General features: G+C 37.1%; 14 protein-coding genes. 9 read left to right on the top strand and 5 right to left on the bottom strand.

Annotated features, from left to right (window positions below; genetic code table 11):
* Positions 1–225 precede the first annotated feature (225 nt).
* The 4 genes from INR75_RS06995 to INR75_RS06980 are packed head-to-tail and all read left to right on the top strand — an operon-like array spanning position 226 to position 3,484.
* A complete protein-coding gene (locus INR75_RS06995; protein ID WP_223091335.1) occupies positions 226–852 on the top strand; it encodes a TIGR04282 family arsenosugar biosynthesis glycosyltransferase in 627 nt (208 codons plus the stop codon).
* Positions 853–854: 2 nt separating this feature from the next.
* Positions 855–1,667: a purine-nucleoside phosphorylase gene (locus INR75_RS06990; protein ID WP_223091334.1), complete on the top strand. Its 813-nt coding sequence runs from the start codon at positions 855–857 to the stop codon at positions 1,665–1,667.
* 5 nt (positions 1,668–1,672) lie between these two features.
* Positions 1,673–2,644, top strand: coding sequence for an arsenosugar biosynthesis arsenite methyltransferase ArsM (gene arsM / locus INR75_RS06985; RefSeq protein ID WP_223091333.1), 972 nt, complete (start codon positions 1,673–1,675; stop codon positions 2,642–2,644).
* A 30-nt stretch (positions 2,645–2,674) separates the two neighbouring features.
* Positions 2,675–3,484 carry a DUF547 domain-containing protein gene (locus tag INR75_RS06980; protein WP_255584664.1) on the top strand — a complete coding sequence of 270 codons (810 nt, stop codon included), beginning with the start codon at positions 2,675–2,677 and terminating at the stop codon, positions 3,482–3,484.
* A 13-nt stretch (positions 3,485–3,497) separates the two neighbouring features.
* Here the strand turns inward: INR75_RS06980 and INR75_RS06975 are convergent, their stop codons facing one another.
* The gene (locus INR75_RS06975; protein ID WP_223091332.1) at positions 3,498–4,532 is read right to left on the bottom strand and encodes a glycoside hydrolase; all 1,035 of its coding nucleotides are present in this window, start codon (positions 4,530–4,532) and stop codon (positions 3,498–3,500) included.
* 172 nt (positions 4,533–4,704) lie between these two features.
* On the opposite strand from INR75_RS06975, the gene INR75_RS06970 reads away from it, so the two are divergent.
* The 4 genes from INR75_RS06970 to INR75_RS06955 all read left to right on the top strand — a co-directional run bounded on the left by INR75_RS06970 (position 4,705) and on the right by INR75_RS06955 (position 9,837).
* Positions 4,705–5,991, top strand: a complete 1,287-nt coding sequence (locus INR75_RS06970) for an NAD(P)/FAD-dependent oxidoreductase (protein ID WP_223091331.1) — start codon at positions 4,705–4,707, stop codon at positions 5,989–5,991.
* A gap of 5 nt (positions 5,992–5,996) precedes the next feature.
* The gene (locus INR75_RS06965; protein ID WP_223091330.1) at positions 5,997–7,580 is read left to right on the top strand and encodes a 4Fe-4S dicluster domain-containing protein; all 1,584 of its coding nucleotides are present in this window, start codon (positions 5,997–5,999) and stop codon (positions 7,578–7,580) included.
* A gap of 72 nt (positions 7,581–7,652) precedes the next feature.
* Positions 7,653–8,351 (top strand): glycosyltransferase family 2 protein, encoded by a 699-nt coding sequence (locus INR75_RS06960; RefSeq protein WP_223091329.1) that lies wholly within the window; start codon positions 7,653–7,655, stop codon positions 8,349–8,351.
* Between the two features lie 13 nt (positions 8,352–8,364).
* Positions 8,365–9,837 (top strand): cellulose synthase family protein, encoded by a 1,473-nt coding sequence (locus INR75_RS06955; protein WP_223091328.1) that lies wholly within the window; start codon positions 8,365–8,367, stop codon positions 9,835–9,837.
* A 269-nt stretch (positions 9,838–10,106) separates the two neighbouring features.
* On the opposite strand, the gene INR75_RS06950 is transcribed toward INR75_RS06955, so the two are convergent.
* Entirely contained in the window at positions 10,107–11,033 is a 927-nt protein-coding gene (locus INR75_RS06950; RefSeq protein ID WP_223091327.1) for a lipid A deacylase LpxR family protein, read from the bottom strand.
* A 228-nt stretch (positions 11,034–11,261) separates the two neighbouring features.
* Between INR75_RS06950 and INR75_RS06945 the strand changes: the two genes are divergently transcribed.
* Positions 11,262–12,680 (top strand): glycosyltransferase 87 family protein, encoded by a 1,419-nt coding sequence (locus INR75_RS06945; RefSeq protein ID WP_255584663.1) that lies wholly within the window; start codon positions 11,262–11,264, stop codon positions 12,678–12,680.
* Here the strand turns inward: INR75_RS06945 and INR75_RS06940 are convergent.
* The 3 genes from INR75_RS06940 to speB form a co-directional block, all read right to left on the bottom strand.
* Positions 12,657–13,292 carry a lipid-A-disaccharide synthase N-terminal domain-containing protein gene (locus tag INR75_RS06940; protein ID WP_223091325.1) on the bottom strand — a complete coding sequence of 212 codons (636 nt, stop codon included), beginning with the start codon at positions 13,290–13,292 and terminating at the stop codon, positions 12,657–12,659. The two genes, INR75_RS06945 and INR75_RS06940, sit on opposite strands and share 24 nt — an antisense overlap.
* 111 nt (positions 13,293–13,403) lie before the next feature.
* The gene (locus INR75_RS06935; RefSeq protein WP_092540215.1) at positions 13,404–14,375 is read right to left on the bottom strand and encodes a deoxyhypusine synthase family protein; all 972 of its coding nucleotides are present in this window, start codon (positions 14,373–14,375) and stop codon (positions 13,404–13,406) included.
* On the bottom strand, positions 14,368–15,243 hold the full coding sequence (speB, locus tag INR75_RS06930; protein WP_092540214.1) for an agmatinase: 876 nt from the start codon (positions 15,241–15,243) through the stop codon (positions 14,368–14,370). Before speB ends, INR75_RS06935 begins: the two co-directional genes overlap by 8 nt.
* Positions 15,244–15,294 lie beyond the last annotated feature (51 nt).

Below are 15,294 nucleotides of genomic sequence, written 5' to 3'. Positions count from 1 at the left end.
ATTTAATGCTGAAATTGTATAAAATCGCTTCCGTTTTTTAGCAAAATGAGCATATTCAATTTCTAAAAATTAAGCTGAAAAACATACAATCTCAGCCTTTATAAATTTCACAAAAAATTGGGCACTATTTTCATATAATCATAGTATCTTGCTAGGAATGCAATACATCTGAAGGCTTTATAAAAAGCATTATAAATCAGCTTTTCAGATAAAAAATATGATTTTTTGAGAGAGACAAATACTTCAAAAAACTTACTTTTAATTTTTACTCGTAATCCCGAATTTGGCAAAGTAAAAACCAGACTTGCCAAAGATGTTGGAGATCAGGCTGCACTAGATATTTATAAATTTTTGCTGGCGCATACGGCAAAGATTTGCGCTCCGCTAAACACTGATAAAACGGTATATTATTCCGAAGAAATTAATGAAAATGATTTATGGGATAATGCTATTTTTCAGAAGAAAAAACAAAAAGGAGAAGATCTGGGCGAGCGAATGAAAAATGCTTTTGCTGAAGGTTTTAAAGCGGGTTACTCGAAAATCGTCATTATAGGATCTGATCTTTATGATATTAAAACCGAAGATTTAGAGCAGGCTTTTGAAATGCTGAATGAAAATGAAGTAGTGATTGGCCCGGCTGAAGATGGTGGCTATTATTTATTGGGAATGACCAAACTTTATCCAAATCTTTTTCAAAATAAAAACTGGGGAACCTCAACGGTACTTCAGGACACAATAAAAAATCTTACAAAATCAAATTATAAATTATTAGAAAAGCGGAATGATGTAGACCTATATTCAGACATTAAAGATCATCCTGCTTTTATTCCATTTTTTACAGAACGACCATGACCATGACAGACGCAATTCAGGAATCAACCGATTATCTAAAATCTAAAGGATTTGAGGCTCCAGAAATCGGAATTATTTTAGGAACCGGACTAGGAAAACTTGTAGACGAAATAGATATCGAACATGAAGCCAGTTATAATCATATCCCTTATTTCCCAACCGCCACGGTAGAATTTCATAAAGGAAAATTGATCTACGGAAGCCTTGAAGGCAAAATTGTAGTGGTAATGCAAGGGCGTTTTCATCTTTACGAAGGTTATACTTTGCAAGATGTGACTTACCCGGTTAGAGTAATGAAAAGACTGGGAATAAACAGATTATTGGTTTCTAACGCGGCAGGATCTATAAACCTGGATTACAAAAAAGGAGAATTAATGTTAATCGACGATCATCTTAATTTTCAGGGAGGATCGCCATTAGCTTTTAAAGGCGTAGCGCAACTTGGGGAACGATTTGTGGATATGGCGCAACCTTACGATCCAGACATGAATGCCGAATTAGAAAAGATCGCAAAAACTAACAATATCAACCTACATAAAGGAGTATACGCTTCAGTTTTAGGGCCACAATTAGAAACCAGAGCTGAATATCGCTTTCTTAAGATCGCCGGAGCAGATGCTGTGGGAATGAGTACCGTTCCAGAAATTATTGTAGCGAATCACTTAAACATTCCGGTTTCGGCAGTTTCAGTAATTACAGATGAAGGAAACCCAGACGATTTAAAACCGGTAGATATTAGTGAGATCATTGCCATGGCTGAAAAAGCCGAACCACAAATGATCGTTCTTTTTAAAGAACTTATCAAAACGCTTTAGTACAAATGAGCAGTTACTTAGAAACCACAAAAAACGTTTATAAAGATGCAGCACTTACACCAGATGTTGGGCTTTGCTGTACAACAAATCCTATTTGGGAACTGCCGGGATTAAAGATCCCGAAGATCATGCAGGAGATGAATTATGGCTGCGGAAGCACTGTTCATGCGCGCGATCTAGCTAACAATCCGCGTATTTTATATGTTGGTGTAGGCGGCGGAATGGAATTATTGCAATTCGCTTATTTCTCAAGACAAAAATATGGCGTAATTGGCATCGATGCCGTAGATGAAATGTTGGAAGCTTCAAGAAAAAACTTCAAAATTGCTGAAGATCAAAACGAGTGGTTTAGCTCAGATTTTGTGGATTTGAAAAATGGCGATGCGCTTCATCTTCCGGTAGAAGATAATTCGGTTGATGTTGCTGCTCAAAATTGCTTATTCAATATTTTTAAAGCTGAAGATCTTAAAAAAGCGATCGAAGAAATGTACCGTGTTTTAAAACCACATGGCAAACTAGTGATGAGCGATCCTACCTGCGAGCAGGACATGAATGAGGAGCTTAGAAATGACGAGCGATTAAGAGCTTTATGCCTTAGCGGAAGTTTACCTATTAAAGATTACGTAAAAGCTTTAACCGATGTTGGCTTTGGAACCATAGAAATTAGAGCTAGAAAACCATACCGAATTCTGGATCCAAAACATTATCCAACCAACGAATTGATTTATATTGAATCTATAGAAGTTGCCGCCATTAAAGATCCAATGCCGGCAGATGGGCCTTGTATTTTTACCGGCAAAGCAGCGATCTATTATGGAGAAGACGATCATTTTGATGATAAAAAAGGGCATGTTCTTTTAAAAAATCAGCCTTTAGCGATTTGCGATAAAACCGCAAAAGCATTAAAAGATCTAGGCCGAGATGATATTTTTATTAGCGAATCTACCTTCCATTACGATGGAGGCGGTTGTTGCTAAACACCAAATTTAAACTGAAAAATGCGCAGCATGAAAAATTTTAACCTACTTAAACGAATATTGATAATGGCCATTTTCCCTATTGGTTTAAGCAGCTGCGCGTTATTTTCAGCGGCTGGATTTTCCAGTAAGGGTTTACCGCATACACGGGTAAAAGGCGAGTTAATTTCAACGATTTCTAATACTTCTACCAATGTCGATCACTCTACCTGGCACAATTTGCTTCAAAAATATGTAGATGAAAGAGGTCTGGTAAATTACGAAGGCCTCAAAAAAGATCGAAAAGCATTCGATAAGTACATCAAAATGCTTTCAGAAAACAAACCAGATCAATCCTGGTCTGTTCAGGAACAATTGGCTTATTATATCAATACCTACAATGCCAATACTGTAAAGATCGTTTTGGATAATTATCCTCTAAAAACCATTCAGAATGTCGATGGTGCAACCACAAAAGAATTTGTTAGCATGGGCACAAAGCAAATTTCTCTGGGCGCCTTAGAAAACAGTATTTTAAGAAGAATGAACGAACCCCGAGTTAATTTTGCGATTTGTAAAGCGGCAATTTCTAGCCCACGATTATTAAACGAGGCCTACACTGCTGGAGCTATCAATGAGCAATTAGAATTTGCAACCAGATCTTTTATAAATTCATCTAAGAATCTTATTAAACCAGAATCTGCTCATCTTTCAAGAATTTTTGACTGGTATAGTGGCGATTTTACCAACGGCAGTATCACTATTGGCGAATACATAAACCGCTATAGCGAGGTAAAAATGAAGAATTGGAATAATATTTCATTTAGAGATTACAACTGGAACTTAAATAAGCAATCTTAACCAACGAATCTCGTTAATTCACAAATTTGCCGTAATTCACTTTTACGGTTTTTTCGGCCAGTTTATTTTGCGGAGTAAAGCGGTCGTTTTGTTTTCCGCCGGCACGCTCGTGATCGTGATGCCATTTCCAGAGAAAACCACCAGCAAACCAATTCTCTGGCCAAAATTCATCATAAATTACCTGTAAAGCTTTTGCCTGTAATTCTTCATTTAGATTTTCAGGAACCTTATCTCCTCTTCTCCTTGTAGAAGCCTGCCAGGGTTCTTTTGTTGCAAAATCGACATTTCTATAACCATATTCAGTAAATAAAATCTGCTTTTTATATGTTGAAGATAATTGCTGAAGCATTTTTTTATGCGATTTCCAGCCGGCGATCAATTCATCTTCCGTAGGATTTTTTGCTTCACTTACCGGAAAATAAGCATCTACGCCAATAAAATCGAGTTCGTCCCAAAGTTCAAACCGGTCCACTTTATCCCAGTTTTCAGCATAAGTGATTTTTCCGGAGTAAACTTTGCGCACTTCGGCGATCATCTTTTGCCAAAATTCGGGTCTTTCTTCAGTAAAATTATAAAGCTCAGTTCCTATACAGAAAAGTGAAATTTGCTCTTTTTCGGCCAGTTCAGCATATAATAAAATATATTCCAGATAGCTATTTTCGAAAGTTTGCCAATGTTCTTCTGAAGTCATATTAAGATCCCCGGTAAATTCGCCATGCCAGATCCAAATTTGAGGTTTTAGCATGATTTTTATTCCATTTTCCTGAAGTAGCTGAATATTTTGCTGAACACCATCTACACGTTCTCCCCACCATTGCCGATCGTGATTAAAATGCAACTCGGGACTATTTTGATCCTGAAGAAATGCAAAAGGCATTAAAGCAACGGTATTCGCGTTTACATTTTTAAGCGGAAGAATATGCGCTGTTTTTAACGAATCTCGGGAAGCAACTAAACTTAAACCGTTATATTTTAATTTAGGGAAATTTGGCTGGCAGCTGCAATGAAAAAGAGTAACCGCGATAATTAACCAAAAATTAAATTTCATTGAACCCACCTTATTTTTAAGCTTAAATTAAAGAAAATCAGCATCTGTTTAAAATATTAATAAACATACTCAATTTTAAAATTGCTTTTCGACATTATAAGTTAAGATACTTCTTTATTTTCGACTAACTTTTAAATTGCACTTCGAAACATAAAGCAATATCTGCAAAAGCATGGAGCACATCGTTATTCTTGGTAACGGAATTTCTGGAATTACCGCTGCACGGCATATCCGCAAACGATCGAATAAAAAGATCACGGTAATTTCTGCGGAAAGTGATTACTTTTTTTCTCGCACAGCGCTAATGTATGTTTACATGGGCCACATGAAGTGGGATCACCTGAAACCTTATGAAGACTGGTTTTGGGAGAAAAACCGAATCAATCTAAAAACCGGCTGGGTACAGCAAATCGATTTTAGCGAAAAAACGCTTCATTTTAAAAATGGCGACAGACTTAATTACGACAAACTGGTATTGGCTACAGGATCGACCCCCAATAAATTCGGGTGGGAAGGTGAAGATTTAGACGGAGTGCAGGGATTGGTATCAAAACAGGATTTAGAATTACTCGAAAAAAATACCAAAAACTGTAAAAAAGCAGTCATTATTGGTGGCGGATTAATTGGTGTAGAACTTGCCGAAATGCTACCCACCAGAAATATCGAGGTGACCATGCTGGTTCGGGAAAAAGCCTTCTGGCATTCGGTATTGCCTTTTGATGATGCGAATATGATTTCTGAACATATTAAATCTCATGGCGTTGACTTACGAACAGCAACTGAACTCGATAAAATAATTCCGGATGAAAACGGGAAAGTCAGTTCTATAATCACCAAAACCGGTGAACAGATCGATTGCCAACTTGTGGGACTTTGTGCTGGTGTACGGCCAAATATTGATTTTTTAAAAGATTCAGATTTAGCGATAAATAAAGGAATTTTAGTGAATTCTTATTTAGAAACCAATATTCCCGATGTTTATGCCATTGGCGATTGCGCCGAGCAACAGGAAGCGATTGGCCAGCGAAAACCCGTTGAAGCCGTTTGGTATACCGGCCGCATGATGGGCGAAACTTTAGCACTAACGCTTACCGGAGAACGATCTCGATATAACCCGGGGAATTGGTTTAATTCGGCTAAATTCTTTGATATAGAATATCAAACTTACGGTTGGGTTTGGCCAAGACCTAAAGAAAATGAGCAGCATTTTCACTGGCAGCATGAAGATAACACCAAGGCGATCACGATAAGTTTCGATAAAAACACGAAACTTTTTTTAGGAATAAATAGCTTCGGAATTAGAATGCGACACGAAGTTTTAGACAGTTGGCTTACCGAAAATCGAGAGATAACTTACGTACTTGCTAATCTAAAACAAGCTAATTTTGATCCTGAATTTTATACTCGGCATGAGGCAGCAATATTTGAAGGCTTTAAGAAAAATCTCCAAAACGCATAAACTACATGAGTAACATCGAACATAATATGTCTATCACCGGGGATGCTCCAAAAAGTATTTCCACTACTCAAAAAATAGCAAGTGCTGTTGGCCTTACCGGTTTATTGATTTTGATCCTTGCCATCGCAAATTTCAATTTTCCGAATAAAAGCTTATTTCTAAGTTTATCGCTTGGGATGATCACACTAGGAACAGTAATTTTTTCTATCGATGCCTATTGGGGAAAGCATGCCGGAATTAAAAACGATGGCGTTTGGTTTAAATCCTTAAGCGGTAAAGGTTTTTGGGCCTGGATTCTTGGGATTGGACTAACCTTATTTTATGTAGTTTTATACTGGTTTCCGCAATATTTGGGATTAAACAGCGAAGGCGCGAATAGCGGAATCATCGCATTATTCGATCCACTAAGTAAATTTATAAATGGTGGCCCGGCTAGCCAATGGTTCGTTTACGGAACCTTATACACGGTAGCGATTTGGATATTCGGATTCAAATTTATGCTTAAATATCGCCATAATCGCTACGAGATCATTAGAACCTGCTCGGTGATGTTTTTCCAGTTAGGTTTTGCGTTTTTAATTCCTGAAATTCTTGCCCGACTCAACAAACCTTATTTTGCACCGGCAACCATCTGGCCACTTAATTATGATCTTTTTGCCGGCTATCGCTTAGATTCATTTTTATCTGGCGGAAATTTAGGTGTGGCCATGCTTATTTTTGGTATCATTTCGATCTTTGTGATCACTCCTATCCTTACCTACAAATACGGAAAACGCTGGTATTGTAGCTGGGTTTGCGGTTGTGGTGGTCTCGCTGAAACCGCCGGTGATCCTTTTAGACAACTTTCAGATAAATCTCAAAAAGCCTGGAAGATCGAACGTTGGGTTATTCACAGTGTATTGGTTTTTGTAACCGTGATGACCATCGCCGTCGTCTATTCTTATCTTGGTGAAAATTCAGATCGATTTTGGTTAACTAAAGATGTTTTTCTTTGGGGAAGCGCAGGCTTTCTTAAGCTGATTTTTGCCTTGATCATGATCTTTAAACGCGACCAGATCCAAAAGGATGCGAAATACGGAGCGATTGGATATTTGGTGGTGATATTAGCGATTATTGGCATTAATTATTTTAGCGGAAACTGGAATATCTTTTTCTTCCCTGCCTACAAGCTTCGGGAATGGTATGGTTTCTTGATTGGCGCAGCGTTCTCTGGAGTAATTGGTGTTGGCTTTTACCCGATTTTTGGAAGTCGCGTGTGGTGCCGTTATGGTTGCCCAATGGCGGCAATTCTTGGGATGCAACAAAAATTGTTTTCAAAATTTAGAATTACGACAAATGGCGGACAATGCATTAGCTGCGGAAATTGCTCAGCTTACTGTGAAATGGGAATCGATGTAAGAGCCTACGCTCAAAAAGGACAAAACATTGTACGCTCTAGTTGTGTGGGCTGCGGAATTTGCTCAGCAGTTTGCCCTCGTGGGGTTTTAAAATTGGAAAACGGAAAAACGGAAGGCAGAATCAACGAAAATGAGGTTTTACTTGGGAACGATGTAGATCTTTTGGATCTTTTAAATCAGAAATCTCAATAAAAAAACGTGATAAACTTCACAGGTTTTAAAAAGCTGTGAGGTTTCGAAAATTGATTAAAAAGCCTAAAGAATTTGGAGAAAAATTCAATCATAAAAGTTATAATCCCTGCCTATAACGAAGCAGATTCGATTGCAAAAGTTATTGCAGAAATTCCCAATATCGTTGATGAAGTTATTGTGGTAAGCAACAACTCGACTGATGATACCGAGAAAAATGCTTCAGCAGCCGGGGCGACCGTTCTTCAGGAAAAACGCAAAGGTTATGGTTATGCCTGTTTAGAAGGACTGGATCATATCGCCAAGCAACCTCACAAACCTCAAATCGTTGTTTTTCTGGATGGCGATTACAGCGATTATCCTTCAGAATTAACCAATATCATTGCGCCAATTCAGCAAAAAAATATTGATATGGTGATTGGTGCCCGAGTAAAAAAATGGCGAGAAGATGGCTCGATGACGCTTCCACAGATCTTCGGAAACTGGCTTGCCACCACTTTAATGCGTCTATTTTTCGGCGCAAAATTTACCGATCTTGGTCCTTTTAGAGCGATAAAATACGAGAAACTGCTTCAGCTAAACATGCAAGATAAAACCTATGGCTGGACGGTAGAAATGCAACTTAAAGCCATAAAACAGGATTTTACGTATGTAGAAGTGCCGGTGCATTACAAAAACAGGATTGGTGTCTCTAAAGTTTCTGGAACGCTAAAAGGCGCTATCTTTGCAGGCGTAAAGATTTTGGGCTGGATTTTTAAATATAGCTTTAAATAGATTAGACAATAGATTGGATTTAACGATTATCATAATATACACACTGGCTTTGCTAGTGATCTTCTTTTACAGTATTTCAGAATTACAATTATTGCTGAATTACTTAAAAGCGAAGAAAAGTGTCGATAATGCTGAAAAGTTCGATCTAAATAATCCTGCTGAAATCCCCAAAGTCACCATACAATTACCACTGTACAACGAAATGTATGTGGTAGAACGATTACTGCGGAATATCGCTAAGATCGATTACCCGAAAGACAAACTCGAAATTCAGGTTTTGGACGATTCTACCGACGAATCGGTTTTAAAAACCACTGAAATTATAGCTGAAATTCGGCAAAACGGAATTGACATTCGGCATATACAACGTGAAAACCGAAGCGGATTTAAAGCCGGAGCATTAAAAGAAGGATTAAAAATCGCCAAAGGTGAATTTATTGCCATTTTTGATTCTGATTTTATGCCGAATCCAGATTGGTTGCAACACACGGTTCCTTATTTTAAAGATTCTGAGATTGGCGTGGTGCAAACGCGTTGGGCACATCTAAATCGTGATTATTCGCTGCTAACAAAAATCCAGGCTTTTGCTTTAGATTTTCATTTTATATTAGAACAAACCGGAAGAAATTTTGGTCGGCATTTTATTAATTTTAATGGAACGGCCGGGATTTGGCGCAAGGAATGTATTCTGGATGCCGGCAATTGGAGCGGAGACACACTTACCGAAGATTTAGATCTAAGTTATCGTGCGCAGCTTAAAAAATGGAAATTCAAATATCTGGAAGATGTCGAAACTCCGGCTGAACTTCCGGTAGTGATCAGTGCAGCGCGTTCGCAGCAGTTCCGATGGAACAAAGGCGCAGCTGAAAATTTTAAGAAAAATTATCTAAGATTGGTTAAAGATCCTAGTGCTTCTTTGGGTACAAAGTTTCACGGATTTTTTCATTTGCTAAATTCCAGTATGTTTTTAATTGTGTTGTTACTGGGAATTCTAAGTGTTCCGGTTTTATACATCAAAAATAACAATCCTGCATTTAGCTGGTATTTTAATGTGCTGGCCGGTTTTGGAATTAGCACGATCATTTTCTTTTTCTGCTACTATGTTCCCTACACCAAAATCTACGGAAAAGGGATCAAATCTTTTTTTAGCTTTATCGGGATGTTCATCATCTTTTTTGCGGTAGCGATGGGATTTTCTGTACATAATTCTTTAGCGGTTTTAGAAGGTCATTTTGGAAAGAAATCGGAGTTTATCCGCACGCCAAAATTCAATGTGAATACGCTTAAAGATTCTTGGAAAGACAATAAATATTTATCCAATAAATTTTCTGTGAACATTCTTATCGAAGCTTTGCTTTGCCTCTACTTCGCATTCGCTTTGTACAGCGCTTTTGCTTTGAACGACTTTGGGTTAATTGTTTTCCACCTTATGCTTTTTGGCGGATTTGGTTTTGTGGCTTTTAAAAGTATTTTTTCGAAGACTTAGATTTTAGACCACTTCGCTGCGAGATATTAGATTATAGACAGGAGACTAGTACAGTCTAAATACATCGGGAAGTTTGTCTCAATTCGTTGTTTTTGTCATTCCGGACTTGATCCGGAATCTAATCTTTTAATGAAAAAAGATAACATTGTAATAAAACCCTGAGCCAGAATGCAGGAAGGGCAGGTTCAGTGTGACCACTTCTCTTGAGCTTATATTAAGGACAGATTTATTAGCTTTGCTATAACTAAATCTACAGAGAATAGCTGAAATTATATTCTTACCCCTATTTTTAAACCACCCCAATCTTCAGGATTACCCGATTTGAACTCACGAGTCATGGAAGTTTGATAATATTCTAAATAGAAGAAACCAGATTTAATTACCAAGCCATAATAATATTGGGCTGTAAAACGATCTACATCATTTGCTGAAATAGTGTAAGGGCTGTTTCTATTAAATACACCTCCTTGCAACAATGAATTATATCCAACAAGATTGGTTATCCCACGAGCAAATAAATAAACCTGAAAATTACTGCTACGAGAATTTCGTATTAGTGGCGAATTCACCAAGCCCAAAGTTGCACTAGCTCCCACATTAAAGTCTGTAAACATTGTACCTAACCTCACCTTTGATTCACCATAAAAAGAAAAATAATTACTAAGCTTAATAAGTAATTTTTCAACACCAATACTATAATTTAATATTACATCATCTTTTATTTGATTATCCCAACCTCGTGGCCTCCAATTTCCGGTAGCTTCATGTATCCAGATTTGTCCAGCTCCTCCCAGCGATGATGGCCCAATAATTCCTAACCAAAATGAAGATTTAAGTCGTAAACCTTTACTCTTCCAATCGCTAACCTTCATCGACTTCAAAGCTAATGCAGATGCATATGGCCTATCTCCGTATCTTATCTCTTCATCACTTATGACATCTGGAGTAAAAGCCGAATGTTCTACAACCAATCCAAATTTATCTTCTGTATCTTCAGTTTTTAAGAAAAGATGATTTATTGGATTCTTTTTTAGCCACGGATTGAAAAACTCAAAACTTAAACCCTGAGTATAATCATCATCGGAGTACATGAAAAAATCATTGTCATAATTTAGCCTGAAATAACGCTTGCCTTCGAAATCGTGGATAACGCCATTAGAATTGATGGCCTGGCCAAATAATACAATTGGCAACATCAGTAAAAATATACTCCAAAAATAATGCAACCTAAATTTTCGAGGATTTTTTATCAAGATCAGAGAGTTTGAGAATTTTTAAAAATATAAAATTATAATTTATTATTATGTTATCTCATAATTCCGAAAAAAGATATCTCTATCCATTTCATTTGTATGGATAGTCTACTATAATTTTCTCTATTTTCGTAATCTCACTTAAAATCTCCGGCTGTTTTGCTACAATTCATGAAATTCCATAAAATTCCGTTGCTTTTATTTTTAACGGCGGCTGCTTTTTATTGGAGTTTTGCTTACGACTTAGATCGCGCTGATTTCCCGAAAATGCTGATGCTTTATGCGAGTTTGTTTTTTCTGAGCTTTAAAATTATTCAGCTTTTAAAGACACGATTTTGGCTATTGGCAGGTGCAGCTTTAATTTTCAGACTCATCTTTTTAATTGCTTTACCCGATTTATCCCAGGATTTTTATCGCTTTATTTGGGACGGGAGATTATTAGCAAACGGTATTAATCCGTATCTATCGACTCCAGATCTTTTAATGAAATCAGCACATTTTGGCAGCATTTCTCAGGCTCAGGAATTAGTGAATGGTATGGGCGCATTAAGTGCTTCAAATTACACAAATTATCCGCCTATAAATCAGTTCATCTTTGCTGTTGCAGGCAAGCTTTCACAGAATAGTATTTTATTTTCGGTAATTATTTTTAGAATTTTTATCCTTTTAGCGGAAATCGGAATTCTTTTCTTCGGAAGAATACTTTTAAAGAAACTTGATTTACCTCAACATTATATTTTCTGGTTTACACTAAATCCTTTTGTGATCATCGAATGTTTCGGAAACCTCCATTTTGAAAGTGTGATGGGCTTCTTTATCTTGTTGAGTTTTTATTTTCTATGGAAGCAAAAATGGATAATTTCAGCTTTCATTTTAGGATTATCGATTTCGGTAAAATTGCTTCCGCTTATGTTCCTGCCGCTTTTCCTGAAGTTTTTCAGTAGGAAAAAAAATGATTCAGAAAATAGCGAAAATCGAGATGTATCAACTCAGTTTTCAGAAAAAATAACCGATCTAAAATCGATAAAATGGTCAAAACTTTTTGGTTTTCATGCAATTGTATTGCTTACTGTAGTTTTAAGCTTTCTTCCATTCTATAATTCGGCTTTTCTGAGCAATTTTTCTGAAAGTGTCGGACTTTGGTTTCAGAAATTTGAGTTCAACGCCAGTATTTACTACATCGTTCGCTGGATTGGCTTCCAAATTAAAGGTTACAACATTATTGCAGATGCCGGTACAATTCTTCCTATTGTCACATTTATCATTATCCTTGCCCTTAGTCTTTTCAGAAAAAATAATAGCTTAAAATCGCTAATTACGGGTTGTATTTTTGCGCTTGCTTTTTACTTCTTACTTTCCACAACCGTGCATCCTTGGTATATCGTAACTCCGCTTTTACTTTCAGTATTTACGAAATATCGATTTCCTATCGTATGGTCTTTTATGGCAATTTTCAGTTATAGTGCCTATGGGAATGCAGAATTTCAGGAAAATTTATGGTTGGTGGCTTTAGAATATATAATCGTAATTAGCTTTGCGATCACTGAAGTTTTCTTTCCGAAGAAATTAAGCTTTAGCCTGCTTTCTTGATTTGTGAATTAAAAACAGGTTTCTAATGTACACGATTCCACCAAAGAAATGTGCTGAAAGTAACACAGGATCTGTCCTGAAACAGGCGTAAGTAAAAATAATGGCAGAACCGGTTAAGCTCATGATCCAGAATCCCCACGGCAGACTACTTTTATCATGCTGCTCTGAATACCACCATTGATAGACAAATCTACCGGTATAGATAATTTGTCCAACAGTCCCCAGTATCACCAACCATATCGCAATATTATCTCCGGTAAACAGCCTTCCCCAATCGAGATCGCTGAAAAACACTAAATAAGCTGCTATAACTATTGGCGATAATATAACCGCAAGCTTAAATATAATTTTTGAAGGTTTCCATTTTCCCTGTAGCTGTAAATTTCGAAAATAGATATAATAAATAAGCGCCTGGCCGATCATTATCGATAGATCTTTCCGTAAATAACCGTAAACAAAGAACAGTATGGCACCCAGTAAACTTAATTGCCAGAATAGGGTTGGAGTTTGTACTTTATTTTTTTTCTCTGAAAGTATCCATTGATTTATAAGGCGAGCAGAGAAGCATAACTGCGCTAAAAATCCAATACCATAAACTACCCACATATTCATACTTCAGGATTAAAATAAAAAAGCTGTCCAAAATACGCCAAAATCGACTAGAGGACAGCTTTACTCTTTTGTAAATCTTTGTTAATACTTTTGTCTACAAAACTAAACAGCTTACATATCTAACAAATAGGCAAAAATAAGTGGCGCTACAATAGTCGCATCACTTTCGATTATATGTTTAGGTGTATCTATATCTAATTTTCCCCAGGTAATCTTTTCATTAGGCACCGCACCAGAATACGACCCGTAACTTGTGGTAGAATCTGAAATCTGGCAAAAATAACTCCAAAACGGCGTATCAGTTCTTTCAAGATCCTGATACAACATAGGCACCACACAAATTGGGAAATCGCCGGCAATACCACCACCTATCTGGAAGAAACCAATTCCGTTTTTAGAATTTTCGGTATACCAATCTGCAAGGAAGGTCATATACTCGATTCCAGATTTCATTGTGGTTGCTTTTAATTCGCCTTTAATCACATAAGAAGCAAAAATATTTCCAAGCGTAGAGTCTTCCCATCCTGGCACTACGATAGGTAAGTTTTTCTCTGCCGCAGCATACATCCACGAATCTTTAAGATCGATCTCGTAATATTCTTCTAATACTCCTGAAAGTAACAATTTATACAAATATTCATGCGGAAGGTAACGTTCTCCCTTATCATCTGCATCTTTCCAGATTTTATAAATATGCTCCTGAATTCTTCTAAAAGCTTCTTCTTCTGGAATACAGGTATCTGTTACCCGGTTTAAACCACCTTCTAAAAGCTCCCATTCTTCTTTAGGCGTAAGATCACGATAATTAGGAACACGCTTGTAATGTGAATGCGCCACAAGGTTCATCACGTCTTCTTCCAGGTTTGCACCGGTACAGGAAATGATCTGTACTTTATCCTGGCGAATCATTTCAGCAAAGATTTTTCCAAGCTCAGCAGTACTCATTGCTCCGGCAAGAGAAACTAACATTTTGCTGCCGCCTTCTAATTGCTTTTCGTAATCTTTAGCAGCATCTACAAGCGCTGCGGAGTTAAAGTGTAAATAATATTTTTCTATGAATTGCGAAATCGCTCCTTTATTCATCGTCGTCTTCTTCGTTATAATTTTGATATTTGAACTTGTAGCTTAGCATTTTGTAATAAAGTTTTGCTGCCAAAAAGTCTGAAGATTTCTCATCTTCTTTTGGGCAAAGCTCTACAATATCAAAACCTACTACATTCTTTTTCTTGAACATTAATTTTAGAAACTCTAAGGTTTCGTACCAAAATAAGCCTCCCGGCTCTGGAGTTCCAGTAGATGGTAAAATGGAAGGATCAAAAGCATCCAGATCGATCGTAATAAATACGTTAGGCGTCATCTGGCCAATGGCATCGTCCATCCAGTCTTCGTAAAGATCGTGACCAAAATACACCTGATTTTCGTCCATATGCTCTGTTTCAGAAATATCCATAGAGCGGATTCCTACCTGAATTAGGTTGGTCTTTTTACTCGCTTCGTGCATTGCACAGGCATGATTACATTTAGAACCTTCATATTCTGGTCGTAAATCAGCATGTGCATCAAGCTGAACCACCGTTAAATCGGCAAAGCTTTCGCTAAAAGCTTTAATACTACCAATAGAAATGCTATGCTCCCCTCCAAACAAGGTCACAAATTTATCCTGTGCGATATAGTTTTTGGTCGTTTTATAGACCGCTTCTACCATTTTTTCTGGTGAAGAATCTTCGGTAACGGCTGGTGCTAAATACACGCCTTTTTTATAAACTTCAGATCTGGTTTCGATATCATAAAGCTCCATATTTTCTGAAGCTTCTAAAAATGCATCTGGTCCTTTATCTGCTCCCTTTTGCCAAGTACTCGTCCCATCATAAGGAACGGGAATTAATACCACTTTTGCCTCGTCGATACGAGCATATTTATCTGGTATCCCGGCATAATTCTTTTTACTCATTTTAATCTAATTGGTTTAATAAGAAATAGTTGATTGTATTAAAGATAAAAA

The organism is Zunongwangia sp. SCSIO 43204 (genome assembly GCF_019904275.1).
Taxonomy (GTDB): domain Bacteria; phylum Bacteroidota; class Bacteroidia; order Flavobacteriales; family Flavobacteriaceae; genus Zunongwangia; species Zunongwangia mangrovi.
The sequence above is the reverse complement of the archived record's forward strand: the minus strand, read 5'-3'. Positions and strand labels throughout refer to the sequence as shown.

What these genes read in the sequence shown, in the direction of transcription:
- INR75_RS06990 (WP_223091334.1), top strand. Translation starts at nt 855, where the DNA reads ATGACAGACGCAATTCAGGAATCAACCGATTATCTAAAATCTAAAGGA.
- arsM (WP_223091333.1), top strand. Translation starts at nt 1,673, where the DNA reads ATGAGCAGTTACTTAGAAACCACAAAAAACGTTTATAAAGATGCAGCA.
- INR75_RS06980 (WP_255584664.1), top strand. Translation starts at nt 2,675, where the DNA reads ATGAAAAATTTTAACCTACTTAAACGAATATTGATAATGGCCATTTTC.
- INR75_RS06975 (WP_223091332.1), bottom strand. Translation starts at nt 4,532, where the DNA reads ATGAAATTTAATTTTTGGTTAATTATCGCGGTTACTCTTTTTCATTGC.
- INR75_RS06970 (WP_223091331.1), top strand. Translation starts at nt 4,705, where the DNA reads ATGGAGCACATCGTTATTCTTGGTAACGGAATTTCTGGAATTACCGCT.
- INR75_RS06965 (WP_223091330.1), top strand. Translation starts at nt 5,997, where the DNA reads ATGAGTAACATCGAACATAATATGTCTATCACCGGGGATGCTCCAAAA.
- INR75_RS06950 (WP_223091327.1), bottom strand. Translation starts at nt 11,033, where the DNA reads ATGTTGCCAATTGTATTATTTGGCCAGGCCATCAATTCTAATGGCGTT.
- INR75_RS06945 (WP_255584663.1), top strand. Translation starts at nt 11,262, where the DNA reads ATGAAATTCCATAAAATTCCGTTGCTTTTATTTTTAACGGCGGCTGCT.
- INR75_RS06940 (WP_223091325.1), bottom strand. Translation starts at nt 13,292, where the DNA reads ATGAATATGTGGGTAGTTTATGGTATTGGATTTTTAGCGCAGTTATGC.
- INR75_RS06935 (WP_092540215.1), bottom strand. Translation starts at nt 14,375, where the DNA reads ATGAATAAAGGAGCGATTTCGCAATTCATAGAAAAATATTATTTACAC.
- speB (WP_092540214.1), bottom strand. Translation starts at nt 15,243, where the DNA reads ATGAGTAAAAAGAATTATGCCGGGATACCAGATAAATATGCTCGTATC.